12 protein-coding genes are annotated in these 15,891 nt (G+C 62.3%); 5 read left to right on the forward strand and 7 right to left on the reverse strand.

The features are described from left to right. The first annotated feature begins 133 nt into the window (after positions 1 to 133). From speFL to L1P05_RS14435, 5 genes are all read left to right on the forward strand, one after another. Positions 134 to 238: a leader peptide SpeFL gene (gene speFL / locus L1P05_RS14415; RefSeq protein WP_015462313.1), complete on the forward strand. Its 105-nt coding sequence runs from the start codon at positions 134 to 136 to the stop codon at positions 236 to 238. A 308-nt stretch (positions 239 to 546) separates the two neighbouring features. Further along, a complete protein-coding gene (gene speF / locus L1P05_RS14420) occupies positions 547 to 2,709 on the forward strand; it encodes an ornithine decarboxylase SpeF (protein WP_080783626.1) in 2,163 nt (720 codons plus the stop codon). Between the two features lie 100 nt (positions 2,710 to 2,809). Then, on the forward strand, positions 2,810 to 4,141 hold the full coding sequence (gene potE / locus L1P05_RS14425) for a putrescine-ornithine antiporter (RefSeq protein WP_034168430.1): 1,332 nt from the start codon (positions 2,810 to 2,812) through the stop codon (positions 4,139 to 4,141). 15 nt (positions 4,142 to 4,156) lie between these two features. Continuing rightward, positions 4,157 to 6,292, forward strand: coding sequence for a lysine decarboxylase CadA (locus tag L1P05_RS14430; protein ID WP_012849827.1), 2,136 nt, complete (start codon positions 4,157 to 4,159; stop codon positions 6,290 to 6,292). Between the two features lie 504 nt (positions 6,293 to 6,796). Next, positions 6,797 to 7,438, forward strand: a complete 642-nt coding sequence (locus L1P05_RS14435) for an RpiB/LacA/LacB family sugar-phosphate isomerase (RefSeq protein ID WP_012849828.1) — start codon at positions 6,797 to 6,799, stop codon at positions 7,436 to 7,438. Positions 7,439 to 7,522: 84 nt separating this feature from the next. On the opposite strand, the gene L1P05_RS14440 is transcribed toward L1P05_RS14435, so the two are convergent. The 7 genes from L1P05_RS14440 to L1P05_RS14470 form a co-directional block, all read right to left on the reverse strand. Continuing rightward, entirely contained in the window at positions 7,523 to 8,740 is a 1,218-nt protein-coding gene (locus tag L1P05_RS14440) for an L-lactate MFS transporter (RefSeq protein ID WP_012849829.1), read from the reverse strand. A 144-nt stretch (positions 8,741 to 8,884) separates the two neighbouring features. Next, positions 8,885 to 9,619, reverse strand: a complete 735-nt coding sequence (locus L1P05_RS14445; protein WP_196796973.1) for a LytR/AlgR family response regulator transcription factor — start codon at positions 9,617 to 9,619, stop codon at positions 8,885 to 8,887. Then, complete coding sequence (locus L1P05_RS14450; RefSeq protein WP_045474943.1) at positions 9,616 to 11,241, reverse strand: LytS/YhcK type 5TM receptor domain-containing protein; 1,626 nt, start codon at positions 11,239 to 11,241, stop codon at positions 9,616 to 9,618. Before L1P05_RS14450 ends, L1P05_RS14445 begins: the two co-directional genes overlap by 4 nt. A 137-nt stretch (positions 11,242 to 11,378) precedes the next feature. Continuing rightward, entirely contained in the window at positions 11,379 to 12,758 is a 1,380-nt protein-coding gene (gene melA / locus L1P05_RS14455; protein ID WP_012849832.1) for an alpha-glucosidase/alpha-galactosidase, read from the reverse strand. A 40-nt stretch (positions 12,759 to 12,798) separates the two neighbouring features. Next, positions 12,799 to 13,764 (reverse strand): ABC transporter permease, encoded by a 966-nt coding sequence (locus L1P05_RS14460; RefSeq protein WP_012849833.1) that lies wholly within the window; start codon positions 13,762 to 13,764, stop codon positions 12,799 to 12,801. A 4-nt stretch (positions 13,765 to 13,768) separates the two neighbouring features. After that, positions 13,769 to 14,518: an ATP-binding cassette domain-containing protein gene (locus L1P05_RS14465; protein ID WP_012849834.1), complete on the reverse strand. Its 750-nt coding sequence runs from the start codon at positions 14,516 to 14,518 to the stop codon at positions 13,769 to 13,771. After that, the gene (locus L1P05_RS14470) at positions 14,518 to 15,516 is read right to left on the reverse strand and encodes a sugar ABC transporter substrate-binding protein (RefSeq protein ID WP_226064139.1); all 999 of its coding nucleotides are present in this window, start codon (positions 15,514 to 15,516) and stop codon (positions 14,518 to 14,520) included. Before L1P05_RS14470 ends, L1P05_RS14465 begins: the two co-directional genes overlap by 1 nt. Positions 15,517 to 15,891: the final 375 nt, after the last annotated feature.

Genomic DNA, 15,891 nt, shown 5'->3' on the forward strand with positions numbered 1-15,891 from the left:
AACTTACACTAAATCTGTTTTTTAAACGGGGATATGTCCGGCAGCGATTGCCAAGCATAGACCGGCAAGGCGTTCAATAATCCACACCGTGGTGAACTTTGAGTGTATTTCCTGATAGCGAGAGAGTCGAAGAATGGAAAACAATAATAAAAACTGGCCGCACATTCGACGTGTGACCCATATTATGATGGTGGCTCATCGCAGCTGCTTCGATTTCCACAAATTCAACGCCCGATAACCCTCCTTCCCGACATCCGTCCCGTACGGATCGTCACACGCCTAATCCAGCCACACCTGTAATCTGCGCCAGACCGCACTCGGCGGGCGTTTGGCTTGGGCTTTGCGTTATCTCTGACAATCCGTAGTCGACCCGTGGCGCGACGATGGCTAAAGCCATCAGGCAGCCGTATATCTCTTTGACAGTAGCGTCTTTACGACAGCTTACTGCGCCCTACTGCTGCCATAAAAAAATAACTTCCAGCGAATTTAATTTAATTAAATTCGGCGGGATGGGTTTATCCTAAATAATGTAATGAGACCAATAAAATGGAAACATTAAAAATAGCGATCAGCGACAGCGTGATGCAGTGCATTAATACACAGCGAAACCTGGTGGCGCTCGAAAATAGCGATCTTACCGACGTTGCCGCCGTGGTGCTGTCGGTACAGGATGCGCTGGGCGGTGCGCTGGATAAGGTCGAGCAGAGCGCCTTTGGCCTGCCCGTCTTTGTCGCCGAGGCGTGCGATCAGCGCCTACCGGCCGAGTATCTGCCGCGTCTGACCGGCGTATTTGCCTGCGGCGATGGCAATCAGGATTTTTATGGCAAGCAGCTGGAAAGCGCGGCGCAGAAATATGAGGCCGAGCTGCTGCCGCCGTTTTTCGGCAGCCTACAGGCCTATGTCCAGCAGGGCAACGCCGCCTTTGACTGCCCGGGGCATCAGGGCGGTCAGTTCTTCCGCCGCCACCCCACCGGCCGCCAGTTCTTCGACTACTTCGGCGAGGCCCTGTTCCGCGCCGATCTGTGCAACGCCGACGTCTCCATGGGCGATCTGCTGATCCACGAAGGCGCCCCCTGTGCCGCCCAGCAGCACGCGGCCAAGGTGTTCAACGCCGACAAGACCTACTTTGTGCTCAACGGCACCTCCTCTTCCAATAAAGTGGTGCTCAACGCACTGCTGGCGCCCGGTGATCTGGTCCTCTTCGACCGTAATAATCATAAATCTAACCACCACGGCGCATTGATTCAGGCCGGCGCTACGCCGGTCTACCTGGAAACCGCGCGTAACCCGTTCGGTTTCATCGGGGGCATCGACGCACACTGCTTTGAGGAAAAATACCTGCGTGACCTGGTGCGTGACGTCGCCCCGGCGCGCGCCGGGGAGCGGCGGCCGTTCCGCCTGGCGGTTATCCAGCTGGGCACCTATGACGGCACCATCTACAACGCCCGTCAGGTGGTGGACAAGATAGGTCACCTGTGCGACTACATCCTGTTCGACTCCGCCTGGGTCGGCTATGAGCAGTTCATCCCGATGATGAAAGAGTGCTCGCCGCTGCTGCTGGAGCTGAACGAGAACGATCCGGGGATCCTGGTGACCCAGTCGGTGCACAAACAGCAGGCCGGCTTCTCCCAGACCTCGCAGATCCACAAAAAGGACCGGCATATCAAGGGGCAGGCGCGCTATGTCAACCATAAGCGCCTAAACAACGCCTTTATGATGCACGCCTCCACCAGCCCGTTCTACCCGCTGTTCGCCGCCCTGGACGTCAACGCCCGCATGCACACCGGCGACAGCGGTAAGCGCATGTGGATGGAGTGCGTCCGGGTGGGCATTGAAACCCGCAAGCTGCTGCTGCAGACCTGCCAACACATCCGCCCCTTCGTTCCGGAGACCGTGGACGGCCGCCCGTGGGGCGCCTTCGACACCGAAGAGATGGCCAACGATCTGCGCTTCTTTAACTTTATCCCCGGCGAGCGCTGGCACGCCTTTGAGGGCTATGCCGAGCACCAGTACTTTGTCGATCCGTGCAAACTGATGCTGACCACCCCGGGCATCGACGCCAAGAGCGGCGAGTACCAGTCCTTTGGGGTGCCGGCGACCATTCTGGCCAACTTCCTGCGCGAAAACGGCATCGTGCCGGAGAAATGCGACCTGAACTCGATCCTGTTCCTGCTGACCCCGGCGGAGGACATGGCCAAGATGCAGCACCTGGTGGCCCAGATCGCCCGCTTCGAGCGGCTGCTGGAGCAGGACGCCCCGCTGGCCGAGGTGCTGCCGTCCATCTACCGCGCCAACGAGGCGCGCTACCGCGGCTACACCCTGCGCCAGCTGTGTCAGGAGATGCACGACCTGTACGTCAGCCACGACGTGAAGCAGCTGCAGAAGGAGATGTTCCGCAAGGCGCACTTCCCGCGGGTGGCGATGAACCCGCAGCAGGCCAACATCGAGTTCGTGCGCGGCAACGTCGAGCTGGTCTCCCTGGCGCGGGCCGAAGGGCGCATCGCGGCGGAGGGGGCGCTGCCGTACCCGCCGGGGGTGCTGTGCGTGGTGCCGGGAGAGATCTGGGGCGGCTCGGTGCAGCGCTACTTCCTGGCGCTGGAAGAGGGCATCAACCGGCTGCCGGGCTTCGCGCCGGAGCTGCAGGGGGTCTACATCCAGCAGGATGAGGATGGCCGCAAGCGCGCCTATGGCTACGTGATCAAGCAGTAACAGCCTTTACATCGACATTACCAATAAAACAAGGTTGGCGGGGGGCCGCGGCTCCTGGGTTGCTCCTGCCCGGCTCCTCGCATTTTGAGAGAGAGAAACTATGAGTACGTCTAGTGGCAATAAGATGGGCGTCGTGCAGTTAACCATACTGACGGCGGTGAACATGATGGGGTCCGGCATCATCATGCTGCCGACCAAGCTGGCTTCCGTGGGGACCATGTCGATACTCTCCTGGCTGGTCACCGCCTTCGGTAGCCTGTGTCTGGCCTATGGATTTTCCAAGTGCGGGATGTTCAGCCGCAAGTCCGGCGGGATGGGCGGCTACGCCGAGTACGCCTTCGGCAAGTCCGGTAACTTTATGGCTAACTTCACCTACGCCATCAGCCTGGTGATCGCCAATATCGCCATCGCCATCTCCGCCGTCGGCTACGGCGCCGTGCTGTTCGACTGGCATCCGTCGCCGATCATGACCTGTATCGCCACCATCGCCGTTATCTGGCTCACCACCGTGGCCAACTTCGGCGGGGCGCGCATCACCGGGCGCATCGGCTCCGTCACCGTCTGGGGGGTGATCATCCCGGTGGTCGGTATCTCCATTCTCGGCTGGTTCTGGTTTAGCCCGAACATGTACATCCAGGCCTGGAACCCGCATCACCTCTCCTTCGCCTCCGGTCTGGGTGCCTCCATCGCCATGACCCTGTGGGCCTTCCTGGGGCTGGAGTCCGCCTGCGCCAACTCCGACGCCGTGGAAAACCCGGAGAAAAACATCCCGGTCGCCGTCTTCGGCGGCACCCTGATCTGCGCCATCGTGTATATCCTGTCCACCAACGTGATGGCCGGCTTTGTCCCCAACATGGATCTGGCCAACTCGACCGCGCCGTTCGGCCTGGCCTTCTCCTACATGTTCGACCCGACGGTGGGTAAGATCATCATGGCCCTGATGGTCGTCGCCTGTATCGGCTCCCTGCTGGGCTGGCAGTTCACCGTCGCCCAGGTGTTTAAGTCCTCTTCCGATATCGGCTACTTCCCGCAGATCTTCGCCAAAGTCACCGCCAAGGATGCGCCGATCGCCGGGATGATCATTCTGGGGGTGGCGCAAACCATCCTGTCGCTGATGACCATCAGCCCGTCGCTGAACAATCAGTTCAACTCGCTGGTTAACCTGGCGGTGGTCACCAACCTGATCCCGTACATCCTCTCCATGGCGGCGCTGATCCCGATGCACCGCCTGTACAAGATGGCCAACAAGACCCACGTGATGATCCTGCTCACCGCCATCATCGGTACCGTTTACAGCTTCTACGCCCTCTACTCATCCGGCTCAGACGCCATGCTGATGGGGTCACTGGTGACCTTTGCCGGCTGGAGCTGCTATGGCTTGTTCGTGCGGGACAACAACACCTGCCCGAAAGACAAGATTCAACATGTTTAACTCGGAGAACGTGAAATGAAAGACATTCTGTTCCTGTGTAACCCCTCGCCGACCTTCAAGCGGATTCCGCTGGAGGAGCTGTACGCCCAGCTGCGCGATCGGGGGTTTAACATCATCGAAAGCACCTCGGTCGACGATCTGCTGGATCTGGTGCGCAACAACGCCCAGCTGGCCGGGGTCGTCTTCGACTGGGATAGCTACAGTCTGGATCTGTGCAAGCACATCACGGCGCTGAACGAAATGCTGCCGCTGTATGCCTTCGCCAACACCCACTCCACGCTGGACGTCAGCCTGGGCGACCTGCGCATGAACATTCAGTTCTTTGAGTATACGCTGGGTGGCGCGGCCGACATCGCCGACAAGATCCGCCAGGGAACCGACGACTACATCGATACCATCATGCCGCCGCTGACCAAGGCGCTGTTCCACTACGTCAAAGAGGGAAAATACACCTTCTGTACCCCGGGGCACATGGGCGGCACCGCGTTCCAGAAAAGCCCGGTCGGCAGCCTGTTCTATGACTTCTTTGGCGCCAACACCATGAAGTCCGACATCTCCATCTCCGTATCCGAGCTGGGCTCCCTGCTGGACCACTCCGGCCCGCACAAAGAGGCGGAAGAGTACATCGCCCGCACCTTCAACGCCGATCGCAGCTACATGGTGACCAACGGCACCTCGACCGCCAACAAGATCGTCGGCATGTACGCCGCGCCGGCCGGCAGCACTATCCTGATCGACCGTAACTGTCACAAATCGCTGACCCACCTGATGATGATGAGCGACGTTATCCCGATCTACCTGCGGCCGACCCGCAACGCCTACGGCATTCTGGGGGGGATTCCCCAGCGCGAGTTCACCCACGACACCATCGAAGCGCGGGTGAAAAATACCCCGAACGCCACCTGGCCGGTGCATGCGGTGGTCACCAACTCCACCTATGACGGCCTGTTCTACAACGCGGAGTACATCAAGAAAACCCTGGACGTAAAATCCATCCACTTTGACTCCGCCTGGGTGCCCTACACCAACTTCAGCCCGATCTACCAGGGGCTGTGCGGTATGAGCGGCGAGCGCGTCGAGGGCAAGGTTATCTACGAAACCCAGTCCACCCACAAACTGCTGGCGGCGTTCTCGCAGGCGTCCATGATCCACGTGAAAGGCGACTTCAACCAAGAAACCTTTAACGAAGCCTACATGATGCACACCTCCACCTCACCGCACTATGGCATCGTGGCCTCCATCGAAACCGCGGCGGCGATGATGAAGGGTCACGCCGGTAAACGCCTGATCAATGACTCTATCGCGCGAGCCATCCGCTTCCGTAAGGAGATCAAGCGCCTGCGCAGCGAGTCCGACGGCTGGTTCTTCGACGTCTGGCAGCCGGACAATATTGACCAGGTCGCCTGCTGGAAGCTGGATCCGAAAGAGTCCTGGCACGGCTTTAAGGGCATCGATGACAACCACATGTACCTTGACCCGATCAAGGTCACCCTGCTGACCCCGGGGATGAACCCGGACGGCACGATGGCGGATGACGGTATCCCGGCCGCCATCGTGGCCAAGTACCTGGACGAGCACGGCATCATCGTCGAGAAGACCGGCCCGTACAACCTGCTGTTCCTGTTCAGCATCGGCATCGACAAGACCAAGGCCCTGAGCCTGCTGCGCGCGCTGACCGACTTCAAGCGGGCCTATGACCTGAACCTGCGCGTGAAGAACATGCTGCCGTCGCTGTACCGCGAAGATCCGGAGTTCTATGAGCACATGCGGATCCAGGCGCTGGCCCAGGGCATCCACGCGCTGATCCTACACCATAACCTGCCGGATCTGATGTACCGCGCCTTCGAGGTGCTACCGACCATGGTGCTGAACCCGCACGACGCCTTCCAACAGGAGCTGCGCGGCCAGGCCGAAGAGGTCTACCTCGACGAGATGATCGGCAAGGTCAACGCCAACATGATCCTGCCGTACCCGCCGGGCGTGCCGCTGGTGATGCCGGGCGAAATGCTGACGGAGGAGAGCCGGCCGGTGCTGGAGTTTCTGCAGATGCTGTGCGAAATCGGCGCCCACTATCCGGGCTTCGAAACCGACATCCACGGCGCCTATCGTCAGGCCGACGGGCGCTATACGGTGAAAGTGCTCAAGCAGTAGCGTCTCTTGTGCGGGGCGCCGCGGTGCCCCGCAGTAACCTTCTGCATTTTCCTGCCTGAAGACGGCTGCGCGTAGGAGGCGCCGCAGCGGCGCCGGGGGAAAGGGAGAGATTCCCCCTCACTATTTATCCACCCTTTCTGACGCGACGTGCCGTCGCCGCGTCATCACGCCGTCTCCCGAGCCGCGGCGCAGGCTTTGCCTGCCGCGGCTCATCTCTCCGGCGTGACATCGGCTGACAAGCCCTGATGCCGACGGACGGACACCGCTAAAGCCTCCTATGCCCTTTACGGTGGCCCCCGTCCGTCGGCACTTTTTTTTCCCGCCCAAGATCCGGCTGCGCGGTTGGCGCACCCTCACAAATAATAAAACATCATTTCAAATTAATTGAATTGGCAGACCAGCATCAGTAGACTAGCCAGAGATTCGCGGACGGATTCGCGCTGCGGGCCGCGCCTGCGGCGACAATTCCCGCCCTTCCTTTGGGTTACGATGTAAGGATATGTTGTGAAAATTGCACTCATGATGGAAAACAGCCAGGCCGCCAAGAATGCGGTGGTTCTGAACGAACTCAACGCCGTAGCACAGGACGGCGGGCACCAGGTCTATAACGTCGGCATGTGCGACGAACAGGATCACCATCTGACCTATATTCACCTGGGGATCATGGCCAGCATCCTGCTCAACGCCCGCGCGGTTGACTTTGTGGTCACCGGCTGCGGCACCGGTCAGGGCGCCCTGCTCTCCCTCAACGCGCACCCCGGCGTCGTCTGCGGCTACTGCATCGATCCGGCCGACGCCTTCCTGTTCGCCCAGATCAATAACGGTAACGCCCTGTCGCTGCCGTTCGCCAAGGGCTTTGGCTGGGGCGCCGAGCTGAACCTGCGCTATATCTTTGAAAAGGCCTTCGCCGGCGAGCGCGGCCAGGGCTACCCGCAGGATCGCCGCGAACCGCAGGTGCGCAACGCGGCGATCCTCAACCGCGTAAAAGCGGCGGTGATCAAGGACAACTATCTGGATACCCTGAACGCTCTCGATCGCGATCTGGTCAAGACCGCCGTCAGCGGCGCGCGTTTCCAGCAGTGCCTGTTTGAGCAGGGGCAGGATCCGGCGATTATCGACTATGTTCGCAGCCTGCTGGCCGCGTAACCGAGCAACATCGTCAAACAACGGCGCGGCCTTTCGGCCGCGCCGTTGTTGCTCTCTGAAGCGCAGGGGCGACATCAGGAAGGATTACGACTCCAGCGCCAGGCGCGCATCGACGTGCGGCAGACGCGGGCGCGCCACCCGCAGCGAGCAGCACAGGGTCACCAGCAGCAGACCGAAAATCAGGTAGAAAGTAGCCAGGAAACCGCCGAACAGCGCCGCCACGATCGAACCGATGATGCTGCCGATGCCGAAGCCAAGGTAAATCACCCCATAGTTTTTGGTCAGGTTGTTCAGGCCAAAGAAGTCGCTGACCAGCGACGGATAGACGGTAATGGTGCCGCCAAAGCTAAAGGCGACGCAGGCGACCGCTAGGTAAAACAGCGTCTCATTGAGCGGCACGAACAGCAGCAGCGCCATGCCCAGCAGGGTCACCAGCTGCGCCAGCGAAATCACCCGGATGCGCGGCATCTTATCCGACAGAACCCCCAGCGCCAGCCGCCCCCCCAGATTCGCCACGGCGATGATCGCCACCGCCCCGGCGGCGATGCTGCCGGACAGGTGCGCCAGATGCTCACCGATATCTTTGGCCACCCCGATGACGTACAGCCCGCTCATGCAGGCGGAGAGGAAGATCAGCGCCAGCACCCAGTACTGTGGCTGACGCATCGCCTGCGCCAGGGTGAAGTCCACGCGGCGATCCTGACCGTCCGCGGCGGCGGCGCTGTCCTGACGCGGCGGCGCGTCACGCATCAGCAGGCTCCCCAGCAGTACCATCACCATGGCGATCGCCCCCCAGTAGGTGAAAGCCTGGGACAGCCCGGCGTGGCTCAGCAGCAGGCCGTTGATAAACTTAAAGCCCAGGCTGCCCAGCCCATAGGCGCCGATAGCGCAGGCGGAAACCAGCCCCTTCCGCTGCGGAAACCACTTCACGCAGTTGGAGAGGGTCAACAGATAGCCGGCGCCGTCCGCCAGCCCCACCAACACCCCGGCGCACAGGTACAGCATCACCAGGCTGTTGGCGTGGGCGGTCAGAAAAAAGCCGATCCCCAGCGCAATCCCCGCCCCCTGCGTCACCCGGCGCACCCCGAAACGCTCCTGCAGCTTGCCCGCCAACGATGAGGCCAGCGCCAGCGCCAGACTGAGCAGGCCGAAGGTAAAGGCCACCTGACTGACCGGCTGATCCAGCCGCTGCGACAGCTGGGCGTTAAACAGGCTCCAGGTATAGACCGAGCCCAGGGCAAACTGGGTGATGACCGTACCGATCAGCGTCAGTACGCGGGTACGTTGGCAAGATGAATCCATAGTGACCTCTCGAATGCTCGCGGCGGGCGATACGCTGCCGAATTAAGAGGCACTATAGGCATGTACCCGCGCGCGGCGGGCAAAAAAGGCATGAGATACAGCTAGACGGGAATGAACTGCACCCTGCGCCGCATAAAATGCAGGCTATAAACGCATCAGTTGGCGAAACGCCTTGATGTTGCTGCGGCTGACCGGTATCTCCGCATCCAGATCGTGCAGGTGGATCAGATAGGTGCTGTTAAACCAGGGCACGATCTCGCGGATCTTATCGATATTCACGCAGTAGGAGCGGTGGCAGCGGAAGAAGCGCTCCGTCGGCAGCCGGCTGATAAACTCACTCAGGCTCATCGACAGGACAACGCGATCGTCGCGGGTGTATACATAGGTCAGCTTCTCATCCGCCTCGGCGTAGTAGATCTGCTCACAGGGGGTGACGATGATGCGCTCCCCCTTGGTCAGATTGACCGTCGCCGCCGGCGCATTGACCTCGACGCTTCCGGGCGCCGGGCGCCGCGCCTGCTGCTCCAGCTGCTGCAGCACCTGAACGATGCGCGCCTCGTTATAGGGCTTGAGGATATAGTTGAACACCTCCAGCTCAAAGGCCTCGGCGGCAAACTCCTTATGGGCGGTGACAAACACCACCGCCGGCCCCCCCTCGCCGCGCTGCTGGCCCAGCAGATTGCGCGCCAGCATCATCCCGTCGATGGAGGGGATCTGAATATCGAGAAACACCGCGTCCACCCGGTGGCTCTGCAGGTATTTGAACGCCTCCAGGCCATCCTCAAACTGCGCCTGCACCCGGATCTGACTGTGACGCCCGATCAGGTAGGCCAGCTCCTCCCGCGCCAGGTATTCATCCTCCACAATGATCGCCGTCAACATGCGCTCCTCCCGGATTTCGGCAAATAGAAACAGACCTCGGTTCCCGGCTCCAGGCGGCGGATATGCAGCCCCTCGCCATACAGCAGCAGCAGACGCTGCTGCACGTTGCCAAGCCCAATGCTGTCGCCGCTGGACTCGCCGTTCGCCACCTGGGCGATCACCGCCTGGCTGATGCCATAGCCGGTGTCGCGCACCGCGATGCGCACCCGCGTCGGCTCATCGCGCACCTCAATGGTCACCTGCCCCGGCCCGCTGCGCGGCTGAATCCCGTGCAGGATGGCGTTCTCCACCAGCGGCTGCAGCAGCAGGCTGGGCAGCGAGATCGACACCGGGTCCAGCGCAAAGGTCACGTTCAGCCGATGGCCAAACCGGGCCTGTTCGATGGCGATGTAGTTGCGCACCTGCATCAGCTCCTCCTGCAGGTCGATCAGCCTATCGCCGCGCGCCAGGTTATAGCGCAGGTAGTCGGCCAGCGAGGCGATCAGCTGACGCGCCTGATCCGGATCCATGCGGATCAGGGATGAGATGGCGTTCAGCGCATTAAACAGAAAATGGGGATTGATCTTGCTCTGCAGCGCGCTGAACTCCGCCCTGCGCGCCCCTTCACGCAGCTGCTCCGTGCGCGCCACCGCCATCTGGGTAGACATCAGCTGCGACAGTCCCACCGCCAGCTCGCGCAGCGCGCCGCTGATCCGATAACGGCGATGGTAGTAAATCTTCAGCGTCCCGGTCACCGCCTCCTGCTGCTCGCGCAGCGGAATGATGATCACCGAGTGAAAGCCCGACAGGCTATAGCTGCTGAGGTTATTGTTCAGCAGGATCTGGCCGCTCTCCACCGCCTCGCGCGTCAGCTGGCCGATGGCGTGATGCCCCTCCAGCGCGTACTCCTCGCGCCCGACGCCGGCGTAGGCCAGCACATCCTGGGTATCGGTGATCGAGACCGCATCGGCACCGATTTCGCGGCGGATGATCTCGCACACCGACTCGAACGCGCTGCGGGTGATCTGGCGAAAATAGGGCAGCGTCTGGTTGGCGACGTCCATCGCCAGCTTAGCCTGACGCGCGGCGATCAGCGCCTTCTCATCGTTGAGATCCTGCACCAGACGGATGATCAGGCCGATGCAGGTCGTCCCGACGATCATCGGCACCCCGATCTGATCGACGATAGCGATCCCTACCGCGTGGGGCTGGGTCAGCAGCAGGATCAGCAGCATGGTCAGCCCCTCACAGGCCATGCCGGCCAAAATGCCATACAGCCACAGGCGCGAACGGCGCACCCGGTAGTAGATCAGCGTCGCCAGCAGCCCCGCCGCCACGCTGCTCAGCAGACAGGGCAGCGAGGTGTAGCCATCCACATCGATCAGATAACGGTGCAGCCCGGAGACGATCCCGGCGGGGATGCCCACCCAGGGGCCGAACAGGATCCCACCGGCGACGATGGCGATAATGCGCACGTTGATCAGCGCCCCCTCGACCCGCAGGCCGGTGTAGGTGCTGAAGACCGCAAAGGCGCAGAACAGCACCGACACGGTGGCCAGCTCGATGGCCGAATGCTTCTGCTTCTGCAGCAGCGACTGAAACGGGCGAATACGGGTGAGGAAAAACAGCATCATCAGCATCAACGCCGCCCGCTCAAACACGGCCAGCAGCCGCAGGATATCACTGAACACGCCACGACCTCGGCAGGCAATGCGGCCTCATGCGGCCGACGGGGATCTCCGTAAGGGCGGCGCGGAGCACGCGCCCCCCTTACGCCTCAGGCCGGCGTCCGTGCGGCGTTAAACTGCGGCAGCCACTGCCGCTGGGCGGCAAACAGCGCGTCGAACATCGCCTGGATCTGATCCAGGGTACAGACGGCGGCGGTCAGCGGATCGAGGGAGAGCGCATAGCGCGCCGCGTCCAGATCGCCGGTCAGCGCCGCCTGCACCACCAGCTCCTGCACCGCGATATTGCTCTTGCACAGGCTGGCGCACTGGGTCGGCAGACGCCCCATCGTCTGGGGGTGCAGCCCGTCGCCGTCGACCCAAATCGGCACCTCCACCACGCACTCCGCCGGCAGATTCTCCACCAGCAGCCCCTGCGGCTGACGGTTGGCCATATTGCCGTTGATACGGATGCGCTCACCGCTGAGCTGCGCGGTGATCAGCTTAGGCGCATTGAGCATGTTCGGCGCGATAACGAAGGGACGCTCACCGGCCAGCTGGGCATCGATCTCCGCCTTGCCGGCGGCGTGCACCTGCTCCTCCAGCGCCAGCAGGTTCCAGCGCTGCGGCAGGAAGCGGTCGATCATCTGCGGGTTCTTGCGGAAGTAGGGCAGATAGTCGCTGCAGTGCCAGTGGTTCTCCGTACACCACAGACCGAAGAAGCGCAGCACCTCGCAGCGAACCAAATCGGCCTGACGAGTACGCTCATCGTCCGCCAGGGCGCGTACCCGCGGCAGCAGATCCTCGCCATGGCGCGACAGCGTCGTAATCCAGGTCATGTGATTGATCCCGGCAAAGCCATACTCGATATCGGCCGGGACCTCGTGGTACATCAGGCGCTGCCAGCGCTGCGGCGTGGAGGGGTGGTCAACCCACGGCCCCAGCCCCAGATAGCCGACCAGCTGCGCCACGGTATAGCGCACCCCGTAGCACAGGCCGATGCTGCGCACGCCGCTGGCCTCTTTGGCCGCCCAGGTCAACGGCGCCAGCGGATTGGCGTAGTTGATGAACAGCGCCTGCGGACACAGATCCTCCATATCGCGCAGAATCTCCAGCATCGGGGGAATATGGCGCAGGGCGCGGAAGATACCGCCCGGCCCCAGGGTGTCACCCACCTCCTGAATCACGCCATAGCGCGCCGGAATCTCCATATCCAGCCGCCAGGGCGCCAGGCCGCCGACCTGGATGGCGTTGATGACGAAGTCGGCACCGCGCAGCGCGCTGCGTCTGTCGGTCGTGTGGCGCACCGTCACCGGCACCCCCGACTGCGCCACCATCATACCGATCAGGCGCTGGCTGCGCGCCAGCACCTGTTCATCCAGATCCATCAGGATGATTTCGCTGCCGGCCAGCACCGGGCTGGACAGCAGGGCGGAAATGATCTGACGCGAAAACATAATACTGCCCGCGCCGATCAGGGTGATCTTGCTCATTAGATTGCCTTAATCAATACGCTGCGCCGACGGCGCAGCCTTAACGCCGTCGCGGGCGGCGCTGCAGCAGAGAGCCGTGCACCACCAGCGCCGCCAGAATAATCACGCCGTACACCAGACGGGTCCAGAAGCCGTCCAGACCGGCGCTGATGATCCCCGCCTCCAGCATGCCGATAATGCAGGCGCCGAACAGGCTGCCCATCAGCGAGCCGCGCCCGCCCAGCACCGAGGTGCCGCCGATAAACACCGAGGCAAACACCAACAGCATGTAGCCCTGTCCCTGGTTTGGCCACCAGCTGCTCATCTCGACGCTGAGCAGCACCCCGACCAGCGCGGAGAGAATCCCCATCACGATAAACAGCCAGAAGCGGGTCGCGCTGACCGGCACCCCCATCAGGCGCGCCGACTCAGGGTTATCGCCAATAAAGTTGATCTGATCGCCATAGCGGTGACGCGCCAGATACAGCCACATCACCAGCGTAACCAGGAGCCCCCACAGGCTCTGCGCCGGCAGCCAGTCGCCCAGGCGCCCCACCAGCAGGGTTGACAGCCCATCGTCGCGCAGCGTCGGCAGGCTGATCGCCAGCCCGTTGGCCAGCACCGTCGACAGGCCGCCCAGAAAGAACTGGGTGCCGATGGTGGCGATAATCGACGGAATATTGAGGCGCACCACCAGCAGGGCGTTCAGCAGCCCGCACAGCATGCCGCTGCCCACGGCACCGCCCAGCGCCAGCGAAGCGGAGCCGGTATGCTGATACAGCCAGGCGAAGACAAAGCCCCCCAGCGCCACCACCGACGGAAAGCTCAAATCTATCTCGCGGGCGATGATCAGCAGCGTCATCCCCAGCGCCAGCAGCACCGTCAGCGGAATGGTGGAGAGCAGCGAGGTATAAATCCGCGCGTGCAGAAAGGTCACCGGGCTGATGGCGGCAAACAGGCTCCACAGCAGCAGCAGGATAAACCCGGTCAGCAGCGGCGCCCGGTGACGGGCAAAAAACAGTTTCATCGACTCATGACCTCACGGCATCCAACAACGCCTGCTGCAGGCTGGCCAGCGTCAGCTGATCCTTCGGGTAGGCGGCGACGATGGCGCCGCGATCCATCACCACAAAACGGTCCGCCACCCGATAGGCGTCGGCCATGTTGTGGGTGATCAGCAGGCAGGCCCGCCCCTGGGCGCGCAGCTGCTCAATAAAGCACAGCACCTTCTCCACCTCCCCCAGCGACAGGGCGGTGGTCGGCTCATCCAGGATCACCAGACGGGCGTCGAACAGCATGGCACGCCCGATGGCCAGCCCCTGGCGCTCGCCGCCGGAGAGCTGGCCGACCAGCGCGTCCACGTTGGCGCCGACGCCGCGAAAGTTGAGCTGGCGCAGCAGCGCCTGCGCCCGCTGTCGCTCCGCCCGCTCGTCGATAAAGCCCCAGCGGTTGCGCAGGTGACGCCCCAGGAACAGGTTGCGCCACAGCGACTGCCCCAGACCCAGCGCGCCATTCTGGTACACGGTCTCGATCCCCTGGCGGCGGGCCCCCAGCACGTTGTAGCGCCGCCCATCGACCGCCTGCCCCGCCACCTTCAGCGTGCCGCTATCAAAGCGCTCGGCGCCGGCGATCGCCCGGATCAGGGTCGATTTGCCGGCGCCGTTATCCCCCAGCAGGGCAACGACCTCGCCGGGGAACAGCTGAAAATGAATATCGCGCAGGGCATGAACCGGGCCGAACCATTTGTTCAGCCCGATCAGTTCCAGCGCAGGCTGCGTCATCAACGCAGACCCTGGCTGGCCAGCGGCGCGATCAGACCGATATTCTCCTGAGAGACAAACCCGGCGCCGGTGTTGATATCCAGACCGGAGAAGCCATAGCGCTTGCTCAGGACGATCTGCACCACGGAGAAGTAGCCCATCAGGTAGGGCTGGGCATCGGCCACCAGCTGTACATAGCCGGATTTAATCGCCTCGGCGGTCGCCGGCGACAGGCTGAAGCCCGCCACGTAGACCTCGCCCGGCTTGATCCCGGCGTTACGCATCAGGTTGCCCATCTGCGCGGTCAGGGCGCCGTGGTCCACCAGCACCATCTTCACATCTGGGTGGGTCGCCATATAGGCGGTAAAGGCCGGTGCGCCCAGAGACGGATCTTTGTCCACCTCCGGTGAGATCTGCAGGAAGTCGACCTTCACCCCGGCCTGCTCCAGCCCCTTGATCAGCCCCAGCGTTGACTCACTGCGGGCGGCGCGATCTTTAAGCCCCCACACCAGCGCGCGATCGCCCGCCTTCAGCCCGCTGCGGCGCACCGCCTCTTTGGCCAGGCGCAGACCGCGCACCGCGTTGTTATCGCCAACGTAGCCAAAGCCCTTGCTCTGCTCGGCCGCCATGGTGCCCGGCAGCTCGGTGTCGATAGAGGTCACCAGGATCCCCTTATCGATCGCTTCCTTGATTAACGGCTGATAGGCGGTGTCGCCCGGCAGGCCGATCACCACGATGCCGGTCGGCTTGGCCGCCAGCGCCTGCTTAAAGTTTTCGATCATCTTCTGCGGCTGCCAGTCGGAGTAAACCAGACGCAGATCGACGCCCAGATCCTCGGCCGCCTGCTTAGCCCCGTTCTGCACCACCGTCACATAGGACTCACCCACCGGGCCGCCTACGTCAAACCAAATGCTCATATCCTTACCGGACTGCGCGGCAAACGCCGGCGAAGCCACGCAGGAAACGGCCAGCAAACAGGCCGCAGCCCAACCTTTAATCCTTTGAGAAACACCCATCATTATCACCTTTATTATTGGTAGGGTATGACGGCCGCCGCAGAGACGGACGCCACCAGGCCGCAGTCGGGGACGAGGAGTACAGCGGGGACAACGGCGTCGCTGTCGTTTTTCGTCACATCCATTTACGCGGGGGAAATATAGTAGGCGTTTTTATCCCTCAGCTAAAGCCCATCCGCACCGCCCAGGCGATACCACTCTGGCGGTGTCTGCGGTAGACTGTTAATAGGGATCGCCCGCGCCGCGTCAACCTCTGCGGAAAAAACGCCCACCGTGCGGCGACGCACGCCGCGGGTGAGCGCCCGATAACATAATCGATAAGACAGCCGATAAGATAATCATGTATCGCCGTGGGGCGGGCGGATACTCGCCCAGGCC

Origin of the sequence: Edwardsiella piscicida (assembly GCF_021733145.1) — a bacterium.
Lineage (GTDB): Bacteria > Pseudomonadota > Gammaproteobacteria > Enterobacterales > Enterobacteriaceae > Edwardsiella > Edwardsiella piscicida.